The sequence below is a fragment of the Shewanella algidipiscicola genome, assembly GCF_900380485.1.
GTDB classification, from domain to species: Bacteria; Pseudomonadota; Gammaproteobacteria; order Enterobacterales; family Shewanellaceae; genus Shewanella; species Shewanella algidipiscicola.
The window spans coordinates 353,635-371,492 of sequence record NZ_OXJV01000001.1; the positions used below are offsets into that span (position 1 = coordinate 353,635).

General features: G+C 46.6%; 12 protein-coding genes and 2 pseudogenes. 8 read left to right on the forward strand and 6 right to left on the reverse strand.

Going from position 1 to position 17,858, the window contains the following annotated elements; genetic code table 11:
• Nucleotides 1-1,221, forward strand: a complete 1,221-nt coding sequence (locus tag DN599_RS01555; protein WP_110455898.1) for a phosphoenolpyruvate carboxylase — start codon at nt 1-3, stop codon at nt 1,219-1,221.
• 583 nt (nt 1,222-1,804) lie between these two features.
• Nucleotides 1,805-3,073, forward strand: a complete 1,269-nt coding sequence (locus DN599_RS01560; protein WP_110455899.1) for a dicarboxylate/amino acid:cation symporter — start codon at nt 1,805-1,807, stop codon at nt 3,071-3,073.
• A gap of 64 nt (nt 3,074-3,137) precedes the next feature.
• Here the strand turns inward: DN599_RS01560 and DN599_RS01565 are convergent, their stop codons facing one another.
• Nucleotides 3,138-4,517: a sigma-54-dependent transcriptional regulator gene (locus DN599_RS01565; RefSeq protein ID WP_110455900.1), complete on the reverse strand. Its 1,380-nt coding sequence runs from the start codon at nt 4,515-4,517 to the stop codon at nt 3,138-3,140.
• Between the two features lie 4 nt (nt 4,518-4,521).
• Nucleotides 4,522-6,489, reverse strand: a complete 1,968-nt coding sequence (locus tag DN599_RS01570; RefSeq protein WP_110455901.1) for an ATP-binding protein — start codon at nt 6,487-6,489, stop codon at nt 4,522-4,524.
• 398 nt (nt 6,490-6,887) lie between these two features.
• Here DN599_RS01570 and DN599_RS01580 point away from each other — a divergent pair, with 398 nt between their 5' ends.
• Nucleotides 6,888-8,684 (forward strand): flavocytochrome c, encoded by a 1,797-nt coding sequence (locus DN599_RS01580; protein WP_110455903.1) that lies wholly within the window; start codon nt 6,888-6,890, stop codon nt 8,682-8,684.
• Nucleotides 8,685-9,128: 444 nt separating this feature from the next.
• On the opposite strand, the pseudogene DN599_RS01585 reads toward DN599_RS01580, so the two are convergent.
• Nucleotides 9,129-9,708, reverse strand: a pseudogene (locus DN599_RS01585) (IS4 family transposase); the annotation flags it as partial.
• Between the two features lie 230 nt (nt 9,709-9,938).
• Nucleotides 9,939-10,889 carry an IS30 family transposase gene (locus DN599_RS01590; RefSeq protein ID WP_110455904.1) on the reverse strand — a complete coding sequence of 317 codons (951 nt, stop codon included), beginning with the start codon at nt 10,887-10,889 and terminating at the stop codon, nt 9,939-9,941.
• Nucleotides 10,890-11,034: 145 nt separating this feature from the next.
• Between DN599_RS01590 and DN599_RS01595 the strand changes: the two genes are divergently transcribed.
• Nucleotides 11,035-12,267 (forward strand): hypothetical protein, encoded by a 1,233-nt coding sequence (locus DN599_RS01595; RefSeq protein ID WP_110455905.1) that lies wholly within the window; start codon nt 11,035-11,037, stop codon nt 12,265-12,267.
• A 106-nt stretch (nt 12,268-12,373) separates the two neighbouring features.
• The gene (locus DN599_RS01600; RefSeq protein ID WP_110455906.1) at nt 12,374-13,345 is read left to right on the forward strand and encodes a transposase; all 972 of its coding nucleotides are present in this window, start codon (nt 12,374-12,376) and stop codon (nt 13,343-13,345) included.
• On the opposite strand, the pseudogene DN599_RS01605 reads toward DN599_RS01600, so the two are convergent.
• Nucleotides 13,342-13,728, reverse strand: a pseudogene (locus tag DN599_RS01605) (transposase); the annotation flags it as partial. The gene DN599_RS01600 and the pseudogene DN599_RS01605 sit on opposite strands and share 4 nt — an antisense overlap.
• 371 nt (nt 13,729-14,099) lie before the next feature.
• On the opposite strand from DN599_RS01605, the gene DN599_RS01615 reads away from it, so the two are divergent.
• Both DN599_RS01615 and DN599_RS01620 read left to right on the forward strand, forming a co-directional pair.
• On the forward strand, nt 14,100-14,729 hold the full coding sequence (locus DN599_RS01615) for a LysE family translocator (protein WP_110455907.1): 630 nt from the start codon (nt 14,100-14,102) through the stop codon (nt 14,727-14,729).
• A gap of 113 nt (nt 14,730-14,842) precedes the next feature.
• Complete coding sequence (locus DN599_RS01620; protein WP_110455908.1) at nt 14,843-15,205, forward strand: SH3 domain-containing protein; 363 nt, start codon at nt 14,843-14,845, stop codon at nt 15,203-15,205.
• A gap of 240 nt (nt 15,206-15,445) precedes the next feature.
• Here the strand turns inward: DN599_RS01620 and DN599_RS01625 are convergent, their stop codons facing one another.
• On the reverse strand, nt 15,446-16,873 hold the full coding sequence (locus DN599_RS01625; RefSeq protein WP_110455909.1) for a DEAD/DEAH box helicase: 1,428 nt from the start codon (nt 16,871-16,873) through the stop codon (nt 15,446-15,448).
• A gap of 556 nt (nt 16,874-17,429) precedes the next feature.
• On the opposite strand from DN599_RS01625, the gene DN599_RS01630 reads away from it, so the two are divergent.
• Nucleotides 17,430-17,756, forward strand: a complete 327-nt coding sequence (locus DN599_RS01630; RefSeq protein WP_110455910.1) for a DUF3622 domain-containing protein — start codon at nt 17,430-17,432, stop codon at nt 17,754-17,756.
• Nucleotides 17,757-17,858: the final 102 nt, after the last annotated feature.

The window sequence follows — 17,858 nt, forward strand, 5'->3', positions numbered from 1 at the left end:
ATGAGTAGTAACTTACACCAATCCGGGGTAACGCTACTTAAGCTACTGGGGCGGCATAGCGAACTTATCATGGATGTGTATCTATCGGGCTCAGTGGCCGAAGGGGGCGATAACGCGGCAGCAATCGATAAGCTACGTAAAGCCGAGATCCTGTGGCGACCAGAACCCGGGCAAGATTTACGCCTCAAACGGTCGGTGCGCGCGCTATTAGAAGAGACCTTAAGTGATGAGCGTAATCGGCAAATCGATGCCAATGTCGGCTCGGGTCTTGCCACCATCAAAACCTTGGCGAGCCACTATAAAGAGGCGCGCCATGCGGTAGATTACAGCGCCAGCGAAGCCTATTTAGCCGATCTGAGTGAGCACGTTTACAGCTTTGCTGAAGGGCTGCGTTATTCGATACGGGTATTGTGGAGCCGGATTAATAATGAGTTTGGTTATGTCGGCACCATCAATGCCAAAATTCGCGAAAACGAATTGGCCCAAAGCCAAGTCAGTGAGCTGCTCAATGGCTTAGAGATGTTCCAATTTAGCGAGCTTGGCGAGCTGGCCGGTGATATTCGTGAGCTGCGTAAATTGCTGGTCACCACCTTGCAAGAAGCCTTGAGTGATTGTACCCAAGAACTCAGTGTGGTGCAGGGACGGTTATTGGAGTTGCTTGGACGTTTTAGGCAGATCCAAGGGCGAACACGCTTACTTAAGGGCTGGTTGTTATACACAGATCAACATCCCGATTATCAGGTGGCAGATCATGTCAGCCACAAGCAGTTGCCAGTTCTGTTTAATCGCGCCGAGGCACTCTTAGCCCCTGCGGCGGTTGATGTGAGTAACACAGGCTATGAGGCTGAGCTGTTACAGCTGGTGGCGCAAGTGAAAGCCATTAGCCGTGTCGAGCGTGACACCTTAGTGCGCGAACATGATGTGGCGTTTGCCTTGGTCGATGCTGAAGATTTTGAAATTGCCGATAACCCCCTCAAGTTGGCGGTCGATGATTATTTTTGTGCGGTGATCGACTCAGGCTTAAGGCAATCGGCATTGCAATACCATCAACAGCAAACGCTGGAGTGGGATCCTGAGAGCTGGTTGTATCAGGTGATCTGCGGTTACGAAGGATTGCCAGAAGAGCACAGACGCTATTTTGAATTAGAGCCCATTGGTGAGCCGCACCCCACTTACAGTGGTAACTTTATTATTCGCGATGTGGAGCTTTGGTTGGCCTAGCCTGCTGAGGATAACGCCTTGGGTCTAAGCCGCTATTGATCAAAAAAGTTATAACCTTTAAATAAAGCAATCGTTCTTAAAACCATTAAATCAAGTGTTTACACTTTGATTTAATGGTTTTTTTATTGCTTATTTTCAGCACTGGCCGGCGCTTTTTTCAGCGACGTTGGCTAGTGTATTTCACTAGTGACGCTTAGTCAGTAGTGGTTTGGTTTGCTTGGTGTTGATTTTGTAGATATATACACCTTTTTGGTTTTATTTTTTAGTGGTAAAAACTGGTGTTGCCAGTTGTAAATTAACTGGTTAGGTTTGTTTTTATGGGTCAATGTAAAAGTTTGGTGTTACGGGTGTCTGTGCGATGTCTCTATATCTACTTGTTAATATTGGGCTAATTTCTTACATTTTTCATTGTTATCTGCTTGTTGTTTTTGAGGTTTTTTTCAAAGGCCATTGAAAAGCTTGCCAGCATGATCCACTATCTCTGCATCAGCAGGGGGAGTACCCGCCTCACATCTTAATCTCTATCGATGAGATACACAGATAAAAGCGTGCAGCAGATACGCTAAATTTAATAGGCAAACAGATGACAAAATCACTTTCTACCCGCATCTTTATCGGGCTCTTTTCGGGTGTCATGCTCGGCACTATTTTGCAATACGGTTTGGCTGATGCCAGCGAGTTAACTGCATGGGTGGTCAAAATCGCTAGCGGTGTGGGTACCATGTTTGTCAATATGATCATGTTGATGGTTGTGCCCTTGGTGTTTGTCAGCATTGTTTGTGGTGTACTGGAGCTAGACGACCTGAAGAGCTTTGGCCGCCTCGGTGGTAAAACCTTTGGGTTTTATATTATTAATACGCTGCTCGCCATCTCTACTGCACTGGCGGTGGCCTTGATTGTTGAGCCCGGTGTCGGTATCGATATGGCCTCAGGTTCTGACGTTGTGATAGCCACCACTGAGCTACCTAACTTGATGCAACTGATTGTCGATATCGTCCCCAGTAATCCCGTTAGCGCGTTTTCCTCAGGCAATATGCTTCAGGTGATCTTTATGGCGCTATTGGTCGGTGGGGTGATTAAGTCGATGGACGATGCCGTTCCCTTGTTAAACCAAGGGTTTCAAGAGGGCAACAAGCTAATGATGAAGCTGATTAGCGTCGTGATGCAGCTAGCGCCTTATGGGGTGTTTGCCTTAATGCTGAAGTTAGGCGCCACGTTAGAGGCCAGCTTATTTGTCAGTGTGATGGAATATATGCTGGTGATCATTACCTTGTTGTTGGTGTGGATTTTTATCATCTACCCCATCGCCGTCAGTCTGTTTACCTCGGTGTCGGCCAAGGCGTTTCGGGCTAAGACACAAGAGCAAATCTTGTTTTCCTTATCTACCGCAAGCTCCAATGCCACCATTCCGGTGACCATGCGCACCTTAACAGAAAAGCTGGGGGTTAAGCCCGCAGTCGCAGGTTTTGGCGTGCCACTAGGGGCGACCATGAATATGACCGGTGTGTCGATTTATGTCACCATCGCGATTTTCTTTGTCGCCAATGCCTTTGGCGCTCCCATCATGATGGAGCAGTTGCCATCATTGTTATTCAGCATCTTTTTGTTATCGGTCGGCGCTGGTGGGGTACCTGGTGGTGGCATGGTGATGATTGGCGTGTTGATCCATCAGATGGGATTACCACTCGAAGCCTTTGTGATTGTGGCGGCGCTAGACAGGGTGATCGACATGGTGTTGACCTCTTGCAATGTAGTGGGGGATGCGGCGGTGTTAACCATAGTCGATGCCAGCGAAAAGGCTTATGACATCGAGACTATTAAGGTACCAGAGGCGCAGCTCAAGCCTGCTTAAGTCTGTCCGCTTAAGTCACGTATATATGCATGAGTGGCGCCAAGCCACTCATGCTGCGTGGCAATTAATGGCCTTTTAAGCGCCGACTCAGGGCGCTTTGGCTAATGCCCAGTAACTGCGCCGCCGCGGTTTGATTATTGGCGGTGCGGCTCATGGCTTCATCAATTAACGCCTGATTCATCTGGGCTAAACTAGGCAACACCTTAGGAAAAACCAGCGTATCTAATGGCGCTTGTGTCAGCGATTTATGCTCGTTAATCGCCTCCATAAAGGGGGAGATATTTAGCGCGACACCATCACTGCGGCTGACCGCATCAAATACCATCCCCTTAAGTTCATGCAAATTACCCGGAAAGTTGTAACTCGCCAGTTTAGCGGCCAAGTCGGCCGGTTGTTGTGGTGCGGGCAACGCCATCTCGCTGGCCGCCTGAGCGATGAAGTGATTGATCAGCATCGAAATATCCAGCGGCCTGTTGGCCAGTGGTGGCAGCTTGATTTTATGGGCACGTAAACGATACAGCAGATCGCTACGAAATTGCCCCGCTTGGTGTAATTTCAGTAAATCATCTTGAGTCGAGGCGACAAATTTGCATCGCACCGGATAGGCACTGTCGCTGCCCAGTGGATAATATTGCCTGGTTTCGAGCAGATCCAATAAGGTGATTTGTGCCGCCAGTGGTAGGGCGCCCACCTCATTAAGATAGAGTACACCATCGCCCACTTGATGCAGCAAACCGGCCACGGCATCGACTTGGCCATCGCTATAGTGGTGTAGATGACCACACATCTTTTGGGCGAACACCTCGCTGCTGATCCCCGCCAGATTAATGGTTAAAAATGGCGCTTGTGGGCTGTAGAGGCTGTGGCAGGCGCGGGCAAATTCACACTTGCCGGTACCACTTTGACCAAAGATAAGTAAAGGCTCAGGACTAAAAGCGACCGCTTCTAAATAGCGAAATTGATCGAGCATCTGCGGCTCGCAGGTCAAAATATTATTAAACGCCTGTGGATTGTCTAAGGTGCGACTTAAGAAACGCTCCTTAATGTGCTGGTAATTACGCTCCAGCCCCACCACTTCTAGCGCGCGGCGTACCGATTGAGCCAACTCTTCCACCTTATCGGTTTTGATAAAGTAATCGTAAGCGCCATTTTTAATGCAGCGCACTGCGGTATCGACCTCATTGACGCCGGTGACGATGATCACCCGGGTGTTAGGAAACTCGCTGCGGATCATCGCCAGCAGCGTTTCGCCACAATCGAAAGGCATGGTTAAGTCCAGTAGGACTAAGGCGTAATCGCCCACCTGTAGGCGATTGATCACCTGACGACTATCGACGCAGGTGTCGATTTCAGCTTCGGGCACTAAGCGGTTAAGGGTGACGGCTAAGGTGCGTAGCCATGAGGCTTCATCGTCGACTAAGAGTATGTTTCTGGCCAATTTCATGGGGTTAATCCTGTTGTACTAACGCAAACGTTAAGCGGATGCTTGTGCCTTGGTCGACACTCGATTGGATCTGCATTTGAGCATGATGTTGTTTGATTATCTTGCTGCTGACCGACAAGCCCAGGCCGCAACCGCCGTTATTTCTGCGCGTGGTAAAGAAAGGTTCTGTGATGCGTTTTAAGGTGGCGCGGTCCATGCCGCAGCCGTTATCGCTCACGGTGAGCAGCACTTGGTCTGCATCAACCTCGGTGGTGATGCAGATAGCGCCAGTGTAAGGGTCGCAGGCGTGACAGGCATTTTGAATAAGGTTAATCAACACTTGGTGTAGCTGCTGGGCATCGCCGTTAATGAGTGGATCTGCTGGGCAAAGGTTGGTGGTGATTTGATAACTCTTACATTGGTTATTGGTTAAGCGCAGCGCGACTTGCACCACATCGTTAAGGGCGATAGGCAGATGTGCTTGGGCTAAGTTGGGCAGAGCGTAGCATTTAAGATCGTTAACAATACGGCTGATGCGCGTGGCGGCCTCTTCAACCGTTTGACAGCTTTGGCCCATCTCGGCCATGGCATCGTGTGGTGCCAGTCCGGCAATGCGCCAAAATGGGTTGTGCTTTTGGTAGTGGGTTGCAGCAGGTGTTAGATCCTTGATTGCCGCGCTCAGCAGTGAAATGGCATGCACAATCAGCCCTGTGGGATTATTGATTTCGTGGGCAATGCCGGCCGAAAGCTCACCTAGGGAGGCTAGGCGGCTGGCCTCTTCGTTGGCCTGGCGCAACCTATGTTGCTCGGTGGACTCTTCGAGCAATATCACCACCTGATCGCTGGCGATCGGGTGGATCTGCAGTTGCCAAAATTCTTGCTGGTACTGCATGTCAGCCGTTTGTGACCGCTGCTGGGTCAGCACGGTATTGATCGCCTGTTTAAGGTCAAAGGGTTGGCCGTCGAGGTAATGAAATTGCTGATTAACGAGCAGCTCAATATTATTATCGTTACTCCACAGGCGCTTAAGGTGCTTATCTATGATGGTGACGCCATGGGGAATGCCATCGAGCACCGACTGAAACTGAGTCGAAATAACCGATATCTCCGCTTCGGCGCGCCGGCGCTGTTCTAACTCTTCTTTAAGCGCCCTTTTTTGGCGGCGTAGGCTCGCGCTGATAAATCCGGTGTAAATCATTCCGATAGCGGACATAAGCGCCACTAAAATGGCCAGTGAAAACATGCGTTTTTGGGTCGAGGTTAAATCGACCTTTTCCCGCCCGGTGCCAAACCATTTGTTGACTAATTTGTCATATTCTCCCGAGAGTTTAAGCTGACGCACTGCGTCATTAATCTGCTGCATTAATACGGTTTTTTTGCCGTTGCTGACAAAGTTAAAGGCGCCATAGATCAGCGCATCGCTGGAGCTTCTCACCGATGGGTAAAAGGGCAGCAGTCGCCGGGCGACAAAGTTTTCGGCTAACACCACATCAACCTGATCATCCATCAGTTGTTGAAAACCGGTTTCGTATAGATCGACATCGATACGCTCAAACCGTTGCAGATGATCTGACAGATACACATCGACAAAAGCACCTTTTTTAATGGCCACTCGCTTACCAGCGAGATCGCTCCAACTATTGATAAGTGCTTTGCCTTGTAGGGTATAAGCCTTGGCGTGGGTGGAATAGATGGGGTCCGATTGATTTAGCTCACGGCTAAAGTTCACCGGGCTGACCACGGCTATCACATCGATATCACTATCTGGGTTGTGCACATCTGCAACCAGCTGCTGAAAGCTCTTACGCCGCACTATGATGCGTTTGCCCGTCAGTTGGCCAATTCTGTCCATGAGCTCAAGGTTAAAACCTTGGTCAACGCCATTGTTACGCCATTCTAAAGGGGCGGTATTGGAGTGTACGCCAAACACTATGCTCTCTTGGGAGAGCACTGGCAGCGAGGCGCAAATAAGGCAAAGTAGTATTAGTCTCATGGGCTTGAGTGTAGAGAATAATGGCTTAAGAAACTGTGCTGCACTGCGCGAATTAGCAATCGGTGAAGTATTGAATGAGGCTGCATTAATGGCCTGTACTGGTGGCTATCGCCTGAGTGATCTGGCTCTGCATGAGTTATGCAAAATTGCATATCCCACTTGCAGGTTATGCAACTTTGCATAGTGTGGCCTAGCGGTTGTGATTAAGGCAGCATTTCTCACTAACGCTGGGGGTATTGGCCTTGCTGTAGTTGGGTTTATAGACAAAGATTAACTCGAGCAATATAAATGTCGGCCGCTGTGCAATGTGAGTGGGCGTCACTTGAATCATTATAATAATGAAAAGTTTCTAGACTTATAGCGTCATCGCCGTTGAGTGTGGAAAGGAGAGTATAAAGATGAAAAAATTACAACTTGCAGTCTGTTTAGCCACGATTATGGGCACCACAGGACTCATGGGCAATGCAATTGCCGCAGATAATCTAGCTGAATTTCACGCTCAAAACCAAGAGTGTGATAGCTGCCATACTCCAGATGGTGAGCTTTCAAATGATAGCTTAACCTATGAAAACCAACAGTGTGTCGCGTGTCACGGCACCATGGCTGAAGTCGCTGAAACCACTAAGCACGAGCATTATAATGCTCACGACTCTCATTTCCCTGGCGATGTTGCTTGTACCTCTTGTCACAGCGCGCACGAAAAATCTATGGTCTATTGTGACTCTTGCCACAGCTTCGATTTTGACATGCCATATGCGGAAAAATGGCAACGTAATGAACCGACGATTGCCGAACTCGCTAAAGATAAATCTGAGCGTCAAGCGGCACTTGCTAGCGCACCTCGCGATACCGTTGATGTAGTGGTTGTGGGTACTGGTGGTGCAGGCTTCTCTGCTGCCGTATCGGCTCACGACAATGGCGCTAAAGTCATCCTTATCGAGAAAGAGCCTGTTATCGGTGGTAATGCGAAATTGGCCGCCGGTGGTATGAATGCAGCGTGGACCGATCAACAAAAGGCTAAAAATATTACCGATAGCCCAGAGATGATGTACAAAGACACCATGAAAGGCGGTCGTGATATTAACGATCCTGCGCTGGTAAAAATCTTAAGTTCACACTCTAAAGGATCTGTGGATTGGATGACCGCCATGGGCGCCGATTTAAACGATGTTGGCCGCATGGGCGGCGCATCGGCTAACCGTTCACATCGCCCAACTGGCGGTGCTGGTGTAGGTGCTCATGTAGTACAAGTGCTTTATGATAATGCCGTTGAACGTAATATCGATTTACGTATGAACACCCGTGGTATCGAAATACTTAAAGATGATAGCGGTAAAGTGAAAGGTATCCTAGTTAAGGGGATGTACAAGGGTTACTACTGGGTGAAAGCCGATGCAGTGATTTTAGCAACCGGTGGTTTTGCTAAAAATAACGAGCGCGTATCTAAGCTCGATGCTAAGTTGAAAGGCTTTATTTCGACTAACCAACCAGGCGCTACTGGTGACGGTATCGATGTGGCGGGTAATGCTGGCGCGGCGATGAAAGATCTCGAATATATCCAAGCCCACCCAACATTGTCTGTTAAAGGCGGCGTGATGGTGACCGAAGCGGTACGTGGTAATGGCGCTATCTTAGTTAACCGTGAAGGTAAGCGTTTCGTCAACGAAATCACTACTCGTGATAAAGCATCTGCCGCGATTTTGGAGCAAACAGGTAAATCTGCGTTCTTAGTTTTCGATGATTCAGTCCGTAAGTCATTGGCGAAAATTGATAAGTACATTGGTTTAGGTGTCGCACCAACATCTGACAGCTTAGTTAAGCTAGGCGATATGGATGGGGTTGGCATCGACGGTAAAGCCTTGGCCGAAACCGTTGCTCGCTATAACAGCTTTGTCACTAGCGGCAAAGATGCTGATTTCGAACGTCCAAACCTGCCTCGTGCGCTGAATGAAGGCAACTACTACGCTATTGAAGTCACTCCAGGTGTTCACCACACCATGGGCGGCGTGATGATTGATACGAAAGCGGAAGTGATGAATGCTAAGCAGCAAGTGATCCCTGGCCTATACGGTGCGGGTGAAGTGACTGGCGGCGTACATGGTGCTAACCGTTTAGGTGGCAACGCCATCTCAGACATCATCACCTTTGGTCGTCTAGCAGGTGAAGAAGCTGCTAAATATTCAAAGAAAAACTAATATTAAACATTATCTAATAATTAGTAACGTCGTTCCAGTTTGACCTAAAGGTGGTATGGATATCACCGCTAGAAGCCACAGCCCTCCCGCTGTGGCTTTTTTATATCCATTCTTACCGGAGAAGGGCTGCTCAAGATGGGGGTTCCACCAAAGTTTGGTGGCCTTGGAATGAAGGTATGGCATTTTTTAGTTTGCTTGAGTAGCGGTTGACTGCATTTTTATTTATTGAAAGCGTTTGAAGGTCGAACCTTCACTGTTATTAATCGCCTGTCTGGCGGGGAATGTGCAAGCGCGCTTTTGGCTCACCGCAAGCACGTCCGTGTGGGCTCTGCGAAATCATCCATGATTTCGAAGGCCAAAAGCACGCTTACACCCATCTCTAACTCCTCTTCGATTTAACTTCATTTGATACGACTCGTGAGTTAAAGGTTAAAGTATTTTTGTGCCAACATGCTGATAACTGACGTCACCACGAACACGCCCTAACCAAAACCAGCCGTGACTTGCTACTTGAGCAAACCAAGTATTGCGATAGCCAGCATCGGTGACGATTAGCGGACAGCAGCTATTCGGAAGCACCGTTGCCAACTCAGTCAGAAAAACATTGTGGCTGCGAGGTGCGTTGTAATCTTTGAATTCAAAAGTACGCTTATAAAGGGTCACGCTGCGCCCTTGAACACTGATGGAGGCGCGCAATGTCATTAAGCGGAGTTGTTCTCTTACATCGGCCCAATCGACAAGCACGATAGGCATTGGGTTAGCACCGCAAAGATGCATTGCATGCCAGCGATATATCGCCATTCGGTCATTATTGAGGTGGTGATTACCGAGCAAGCGGTCAATGCGTTTGATACTGTGCTTAGGCGCCACATTACCAGAGATATTACGGCCTAGCTGGGTCAAAGAGAGTTGATCACCATCTAGTAATGATTTAGTGGCAACCATAAGAGAATTAAGACGTTTTTTGTGGATGGAAGAGCATTGATTGCTAAGTAGAGTCATGTAGTATTGTAATGTCACGCATGGTGTTGTTCTAGTTTGTTTTTGGCGAAATTGATTAGATCAAACAGCACCATGCGTGTCTACTAATTGATTATAAAAGAAATTATCTGGGGATTCCCTAGTAACTAAACAACTTGGATGTAGCTAGGGTCTAGTCCAACAAGTGATTTACGCCCTGCAAACTATGTTACACATAAATACTAAGACCTTAGCTAACCGCGAATTCAACTCCGAAGTGCACCACTCGCTAAATTAGGCTGCCTTGCGTAATTCATTGAATACCGCAACAGGTTGCCTGAAGCCGAGGCACTTTCTCGGTCTGGCATTTAATGCCCGTTCAATCTCACTAATTTGCCTATCTGTTACCGTCCGCAAATCGGTGCCTTTCCGTATGTATTGCCGCAGCAAACCGTTGAAGTTTTCATTCAGTCCGCGTTCCCAGGACGAATAAGGGTTAGCGAAGTAGACATCCGTTTTAAGCTTTTCTGCGACCTGTTCGTGGTCACAGAACTCGCTGCCGTTGTCCGCTGTGATAGTTCGGACACAACCTCGATATTTCCACAGCATGCCAACCATTGCCCGGGCCACATCGGCTGCGCTTTTCGCTGGCACTTTGCGTATCAGGTACAGCTTACTTTTCCGCTCAACNAGGCTGACAATCGCGCCCGTACCTTGCTTGCCCAGAACCGTGTCAGCTTCCCAGTCTCCGAACCGCTTTTTCTTGTTCACGATAGCGGGACGATGCTCTATGCCAACGCGATTCGGGATAATCACACGTTTCGCGCGATTACCTTTACGGTATCTTCGGTGACTCTGGCGTAGCTGTTTGTACAACTTGCCGCCGCATAATTTATCACGCTGGACATAGCCATAAATCCACTCATGACTGACGTTATATCCGATGATTTTACCGACACCGGCTATTTGTTCTGGACTCCACTTCTCATTGAGACCGAACTCAACAAAGGTGATGGTCAGTTCAGATACTCTAGACTTCGCGGACTGACTACGGCGTTTTAATGCCTTCACCTGAGCGACTTCCGGCAAGTAATGGTTATCCCGAATTCGATTGCGATTTACTTCCCGGCTGATTGTGCTGTGACTTACTTTCAGACGTTTTCCTATCTCCCGATAACTGAAACCTTCGCGTAAATAGGCCTCAATCTGGTATCGTTGTCCCTCGATCAACTGCTTGTAATTCATGGTAACTACTCATGTTTGTTTGGCGACTACAGAGTATCACCAACAGGCAGTTGATCTCTCCTCACCGTTTAACCATGAGTGGTGCACTTATTATCTGAATTCGGGACTACTTAAGCATAATGGAACACACTTAAAAGGAATTACCGTGATAAAATCTCTATTACTAATTTTCATTCTATTCACCACCTATTGTTCAGCTAATACTGATACTGAATTATTTTTATTGGAAGCTGTTAAAGTTGGCGAAAAAGTTCAAGAAATATCCCAGGGAACAAGTCTAGTTGAAAAACTTCCGCTTATTGAAGCTTTATCGAAAGAATACAAGGTTGATTCTGTTGCATTTGATATTTTAATGCAGGAACTTAGCGTTTATTATTCGTTTGCTGGTCAATACAAGGAAGTACTTATCTCTAACGATAGAAGCTCAAATGAGAACACTTACACTTTGGATGATTTAACACAATTTGAAGTTAAAGGTGCAATTCATCAAATTCTGAAAAAAGCTGAAACCCATCAAATAGTAATGATTAATGAAGCCCACGATAGAAGTCAACACAGAGTATTAACTTACCGATTACTTGATGGTTTATGGAAACAAGGCTTTCGTTATATTGCTGCTGAATCACTTAACAATAATGCATCGAAGCAAATTAAAAATGGTTATATTACTAGCAAAGCTGGCTACTATACACAAGAACCTATATTTGCAAATTTAATACTCAAAGCAAAAGAAATGGGTTTCGAAATAATATCTTATGATAATTACAAGCCGAGAAATTCAAATACAATTGAAGAACGTGAAACTAATGCTGCACTATCCATTAAAGAAAAGATTTTCGATAAAAACCCCAAAGCTAAAGTTCTTATTCATGTCGGGTATGCACACATAAGTGAAGATAAGTGGTTGGCAAGTAAATTAAAAACAATTATAGGACTTGAAACTCTTACTGTTGATCAAACAACGCGTATAGAACAAAGCAATGAATTATATGAGCATCCAACTTACACTATGGCAGCCAAAAACAGGAAAATAAAAACCCCTTTTATTTTTTATAATAATGAAAAAATTTGGAGTTCAAATCCTAATAAATGGGATATTTCAGTTTTTTGGCCGAGAACAACCTATCAACAAGGTCGTCCTAGTTGGGCAGCTTTGGGGCGTTCACAACATAACGTTACTCCCAGCGACTGCAAGGATAATTTTCCATGTATGTTTGAAGTTTTTAAATTTAATCATGCAGATGAAGTGCCAATTGACAGAATAATTGTTTCATCTTCAAAAGATAAGAAATCAGTGTTTTTGTCGAAAGGTGATAACATCATCGTAATTACTGGAAGCGACGGAAAGCTGATAACTAAAACTACAATATCTGGCTGATTTTTCGGCATCTAATCGTTAGCTGTTGACTAGGACACCCATCGTTAATGGCGCAGAAGTTAACCTCCGGCTATGCTTTGATTGAGCATTGAACAAGGAGGTTTTTATGCCACGCCCTCGCAGAACTCAAATAAGTATCGAAGACACAGCCTATTATCATTGTTGTAGCCGCGTCGTTCGCCGTGCGTTCTTATGCGGAGAAGACCAATACACGGGTAAAAACTATGACCATCGCCGTGGCTGGGTTGAAGCCCAAATACTCAAGCTGTCAGAAGTGTTTGCCATTGATGTAGCGGCCTATTGTGTCATGAGNAATCATCTTCACCTAGTGCTTCATATCGATATCGAGACGGCTAATAACTGGTCAGATAGGCAAGTGGTTGAACAGTGGCATAAGTTGTTTACTGGTAATGACCTAACTCAACGCTTTGCCAAAGGTGAGCTAATTGAAGTGCATTACGTTAGCCAGTTAAAACACCTTATTGCCACATATCGTTCAAGGCTCAGTGATATCAGTTGGTTTATGCGCTGCCTCAATGAGCCCATCGCTAGGCAAGCCAACATGGAGGATAACTGCACAGGGCATTTTTGGGAGGGTCGCTTTAAAAGCCAGGCCTTACTTGATGAAGCGGCACTGTTAGCTTGTATGGCGTATGTTGAGTTAAACCCTGTTAGAGCTAAGATGGCCAGTACTCCAGAGAACAGTGACTACACCAGTATCCAATTACGTGTTAATGCTGCACTGAAAGGTGAGCAGCCTAAGCATCTTTTGGCGTTTATTGGCAATGAGCGAGCACAACAACCGAAAGGCATAGCGTTCAGCTTTAAAGATTACCTTGAGTTGGTGGATGAAACCGGAAGAGTTATCCGAGAAGATAAACGAGGCGCTATGTCTAAAAGTGCAGAAAATATCTTACAAAGGCTTAATCTCCCCGTCGAAAACTGGCTAAAATTAACGACTGATTTTGGCAAACTTTTTAGAGGGCCCGTTGGTTCATTGCAAGAGCTTGATGACTATTATACTCACCTAGAAAAACGACGAAGAGGGTGTAACAGATTCTGTGTAACTGCAATTTAGTTAATATGCTTCACAATTCTGTCTTCGAACTCAATAATAAATCGGCTCATCGCAGTACGCCAGTTTCGAATGGGCATAGTCCATTTTTTACTGGCTTCTTTTATGGCAAGGTAAATCATTTTCTTGGCCGAGTCATCATTAGGAAACACCTTACGTTTTTTCAGCGCTCTCCTAATCACGCTATTTAATGATTCAATGGCATTGGTAGTGTAGATAGCCTTACTAATGTCCTGAGGGTAGTTGAAGAACGTATTTAAGTTATGCCAATGGTTGTGCCATGACTTGCTGATTTGAGGGTATTGGTCATCCCAGGTATTACTGAAATGCTCGAGTTCGAGTAACGCTTCCTCCTCCGTAGCTGATTGGTAGATACTTTTAAGGTCAGCATGGTAAGCCCCTAGAACAGTAGACACTTCATAGAGTTATAATGAACCAAAAATATGAGGTGTTACATGCGCGTAGCCGCGTCCTTATTCCGAGTGTTGAACAAGCCCAAGCTTGCTGGAAGTGATACCTTATATAGTAAATAGCGGCGCGAGAGTTCATGCTGGTTGAGGTCGGGATCTTAAATGACACTTTAGGCTAGCCGAACCTCAACTCGTCGTGGAATACTTGAAAGCTAACCATGCCAAAATGCCTAGAACAGCTTTTCGTTATGCGTTAGAGTGCCTAGATAAGCAGGCCCAGCGAGTGCTGATGTCACTGTGAAAATTGGCTTAGCAAGGCGTTAAATTGACATAGGAATGTTATTGTAATGGAAGTGAATACACTGGTGCTGTTTGTCATTGCAGCGCTCTCTATTAATCTGATCCCTGGCCCTGATGTTATCTACATTGTAACAAACACAATGAAAGGAAAAATGCATTCGGGTATTAAAGCTTCGTTGGGGTTGGGCGTAGGTTATTTGCTCCACACGTTAGCCGCGATTTTAGGGCTTTCTGCGTTAATTTTGAGTTCAGCATTTTTGTTTGCGGTAATAAAGTATTTAGGTGCTATCTACTTGCTTTATCTCGGTGTTCAATCGCTTATTCATTGTTATAAAAATGAATCTAAACTTTGCGTTGAACAAACGAATAGCAAGCAGAGTCATGTTTTCAAGCAGGGTGTGATCGTTAGCGTATTAAACCCTAAGGTTGCGATGTTCTTTCTTGCTTTTTTACCGCAGTTTATTGATCCTACCTCACCCAACGCCACGAGTGAATTGCTCACTTTAGGCTTATTATTTAGTGTGTTGGCAACATGCTGTAATCTGTTTTATGCCTGTTTAGGCGGTATATTGTTGAGTAGCTCAACATCACAAAAATACTCAAGAGTGCTTGAGGGAGTATCTGGAACCATCTTAATTGGTTTAAGTGTCAAGATAGCCTTAAGCGATAATAAATAGTCGATTTCGCAATGATTTTAAATGGTGCGACAGCAATTGGCTAGGCTTCGCGCCTATCATGTTAGCCAACCTTTTTTGTCCGCCTAAGCGGGATGATTATCTTGGAGAAATCGATGGAAGTTATAGTCGTTGAACAACATGTTTCTGAATACCCCAACCCTATCTATTTGAAACAAGGGGATAGAGTAAGTCTTGGCCATATGGATGATGAATTCCCTAATTGGATGCTGGTAACCACAAGTTCGGGTGTGCAAGGGTGGGCGCCGATTCAATATATTGAACCGTCGGATTGTGGCGCGTTTGGTCATTTGCTCAATGATTATGACGCATTGGAACTTAATACCGTGTTAGGTGAAAAACTGTCAGTACTTTTTGAGCTTAATTGTTGGTATCGAGTCTCAAGGGCCACTGGCGAGATAGGGTGGGTTCCTGTACAAACAGTACAAGGCACAGAGCAAGTTGAACAGGAAGAATAAACCGTTGCTTTGCAGTGCTGTCATATTATTTTGCCTATTTGATCTCGTCACGCTTGCTCATTCATTATCCATATCACGATTACTTTCCTTAAATGATAGCGAGATATCGATGTTACTTTGTTGAGGGGGGAGCGGGGGAGAGGCGTGAGCTGATATGCAGCGAATTAATGCTGGTGATGCAGATAAAAAATGGCCAGTATTGCTACTGACCATAGTGTGGTTATGACTTATCGATAAGCGTTACTTAGCGGGTTGCGCTGCACTTGGGCGACGCGTACGGCGACGACTCGGGGCGTTGCCGTCTCTGTGCTCGCTCTTACCTTGGTATGGGCTCTTGTTGTGGCTTTCGGTGCTTGGTTTATCGGCACTGCCACTGCGACGCTTACTTTGGCCGTCACGGTTGCCTTGCGGCTTATCGTCATTGCGGTTGTGACCGCCGCTATTACGCGCTGGGCGATTGCCGCTGGGCTTAGCATTACGTGGGCCACGGTTTTGTCCATGACGCTTAGGTGTTAAGTCTGTTTCAGGGAGCTTATGAGTCGACTCAAAGCCTGCCACTTCGGTGCGTGGCAGGGTTTTACCTATTAAGCGCTCGATATCGGCAAGTAATTTGCTCTCTTCACTACTCACCAGTGAAATCGCTTTACCTGCGGCGCCGGCGCGACCAGTGCGGCCGATACGATGTACGTAATCCTCTGGCACGTTCGGCAAGTCAAAGTTGACCACTTGTGGTAGTTGATCGATATCGAGGCCACGAGCGGCAATATCGGTCGCAACCAATACGCGGACTTCACCACTTTTAAAGTTAGCCAGCGCCTTGGTGCGCGCGCCTTGACTCTTATTACCATGAATGGCCGCAGCAGTGATGCCTTTGGCATCTAAGCTCTTAGCGAGGCGGTTAGCTCCATGCTTGGTGCGGCTAAAGACCAATACTTGTTGCCAATCGTGTTGCTTGATTAATTGCACCAGTGCAGCCGATTTTTGCGTCTTGTCTACTGGGCAAATTAACTGCTCTACCGTATTGGCTGTGGTGTTACGCGGCGTTACCGAGATCTCGACCGGATTGTTAACCAAGCCTTTGGCTAGGGTGCGGATCTCATCGGAGAAGGTGGCCGAAAACATCAGATTTTGACGCTTGGCGGGGAGTACGGCCAAGATTTTTTTGATGTCGTGGATAAAGCCCATATCCAGCATGCGGTCGGCTTCATCGAGCACTAGCACTTCTAGCTGACTAAAGCTAACGGCGCGTTGGTTATAGAGGTCGAGTAAACGCCCTGGGGTGGCCACTAAAATATCGACGCCACGATTAATTTGGCTGATTTGCGGGCCGATGCCGACGCCGCCAAATACTACGGCGCTACGCAGGGGTAAATATTTGCCGTAAGTGGTGACGCTTTCTGCTATCTGTGCAGCCAGCTCCCGAGTTGGGGTTAACACCAGTGCGCGCACTTGTTTGGCGCGAGCACGTTCTCCTTTGCTTAGCAATTCGAGCAGTGGCAGGGTAAAGCCTGCGGTTTTGCCCGTGCCGGTTTGTGCCGCCGCCATTACATCCTTACCTTCTAACACGGCTGGAATTGCCTGGGCTTGAATTGGAGAGGGTGTTTCATAACCTTTATTGGCTACAGCTTTTAAGATAGGGGCGGATAAACCTAGGGAGGTAAAACTCATAGATGGGTCTCTTGGGGCTGCATGGGCAGCAAAATTCAGGTGCCAGGTACGCTGGCGGGCGTGCATCTTACAGGATTTACTGAAAAATCGCTAATTATTCGCTAAAACATGGCGAGTAAATGTGTAGGCATGGGAGCCATGGGCTATCAATGGCTGGGTGGAAGTATAGCGTTTAAGTGGTACGTAAGACACCTTGTGTGGTTAAGGGGGGATTAAGGCACCTGTAATATCGAACGTCGGCTGTAGATGACTAGGCCGTTAGGCGATATATTTAGCTGGGCTTAGCGTCGCTAAAAACGAGGGTGAATATGTCATTAAGCTCAATTTTAATAATGGCTTATACTTTAACGCACCTGATGTCAGCGCTTTTTTGGTTATTAAAATTGACCCCTTATTTAAATTGATTAGTATTATTCACTCGCCCATGATTGAGTTTTGTGCAAAGGAGACTACAATAGCCGCCTTTCGGGCAAAACCCATCGCGGGCCTCGCCCAACCGGTGGTAGATATTTAGACACTCGAAGATCTATGCCTTTACTTATGTTAGGACTGAATCATGTTAAAAGATAAAAAGTATGCCCTTCGTGTTGTTGAAACCGAAAAAGGCTGGAGTGCACAAGTCACTCGTCGTATGACTGCGCGTAAAACCGTGGTTTCTAAGTCAAAAGCTGGCTTTGCAACCGAAGCGGAAGCGACAGAGTGGGGCAATGGCGCCCTGCAACAGATCGTTGAAAACCTAATGGTACGCAATCAGCGCCGCGCTAAGCAGCGTGAAGAGCGTACAGAAGCGTTAGCGGCAAAAGAAGCGGCAGCGCAAGAGTGGCGTGACGCGCACCCAGATGCCGATGAAGATGACGACGAGATCTATATTAAGCAAGATTAAACCTTGTTGTTATTGATGAATCGCCCAAAAAGCCAGCCAAAAGTGCTGGCTTTTTTGATCTAGCTCAATTTTTGTGAAGCGCCTAACAATTACGCACGTCGC

What these genes read in the sequence shown, in the direction of transcription:
- DN599_RS01580 (WP_110455903.1), top strand. Translation starts at nt 6,888, where the DNA reads ATGAAAAAATTACAACTTGCAGTCTGTTTAGCCACGATTATGGGCACC.
- DN599_RS01565 (WP_110455900.1), bottom strand. Translation starts at nt 4,517, where the DNA reads ATGAAATTGGCCAGAAACATACTCTTAGTCGACGATGAAGCCTCATGG.
- DN599_RS01630 (WP_110455910.1), top strand. Translation starts at nt 17,430, where the DNA reads ATGTTAAAAGATAAAAAGTATGCCCTTCGTGTTGTTGAAACCGAAAAA.
- DN599_RS01625 (WP_110455909.1), bottom strand. Translation starts at nt 16,873, where the DNA reads ATGAGTTTTACCTCCCTAGGTTTATCCGCCCCTATCTTAAAAGCTGTA.
- DN599_RS01560 (WP_110455899.1), top strand. Translation starts at nt 1,805, where the DNA reads ATGACAAAATCACTTTCTACCCGCATCTTTATCGGGCTCTTTTCGGGT.
- DN599_RS01615 (WP_110455907.1), top strand. Translation starts at nt 14,100, where the DNA reads ATGGAAGTGAATACACTGGTGCTGTTTGTCATTGCAGCGCTCTCTATT.
- DN599_RS01555 (WP_110455898.1), top strand. Translation starts at nt 1, where the DNA reads ATGAGTAGTAACTTACACCAATCCGGGGTAACGCTACTTAAGCTACTG.
- DN599_RS01620 (WP_110455908.1), top strand. Translation starts at nt 14,843, where the DNA reads ATGGAAGTTATAGTCGTTGAACAACATGTTTCTGAATACCCCAACCCT.
- DN599_RS01570 (WP_110455901.1), bottom strand. Translation starts at nt 6,489, where the DNA reads ATGAGACTAATACTACTTTGCCTTATTTGCGCCTCGCTGCCAGTGCTC.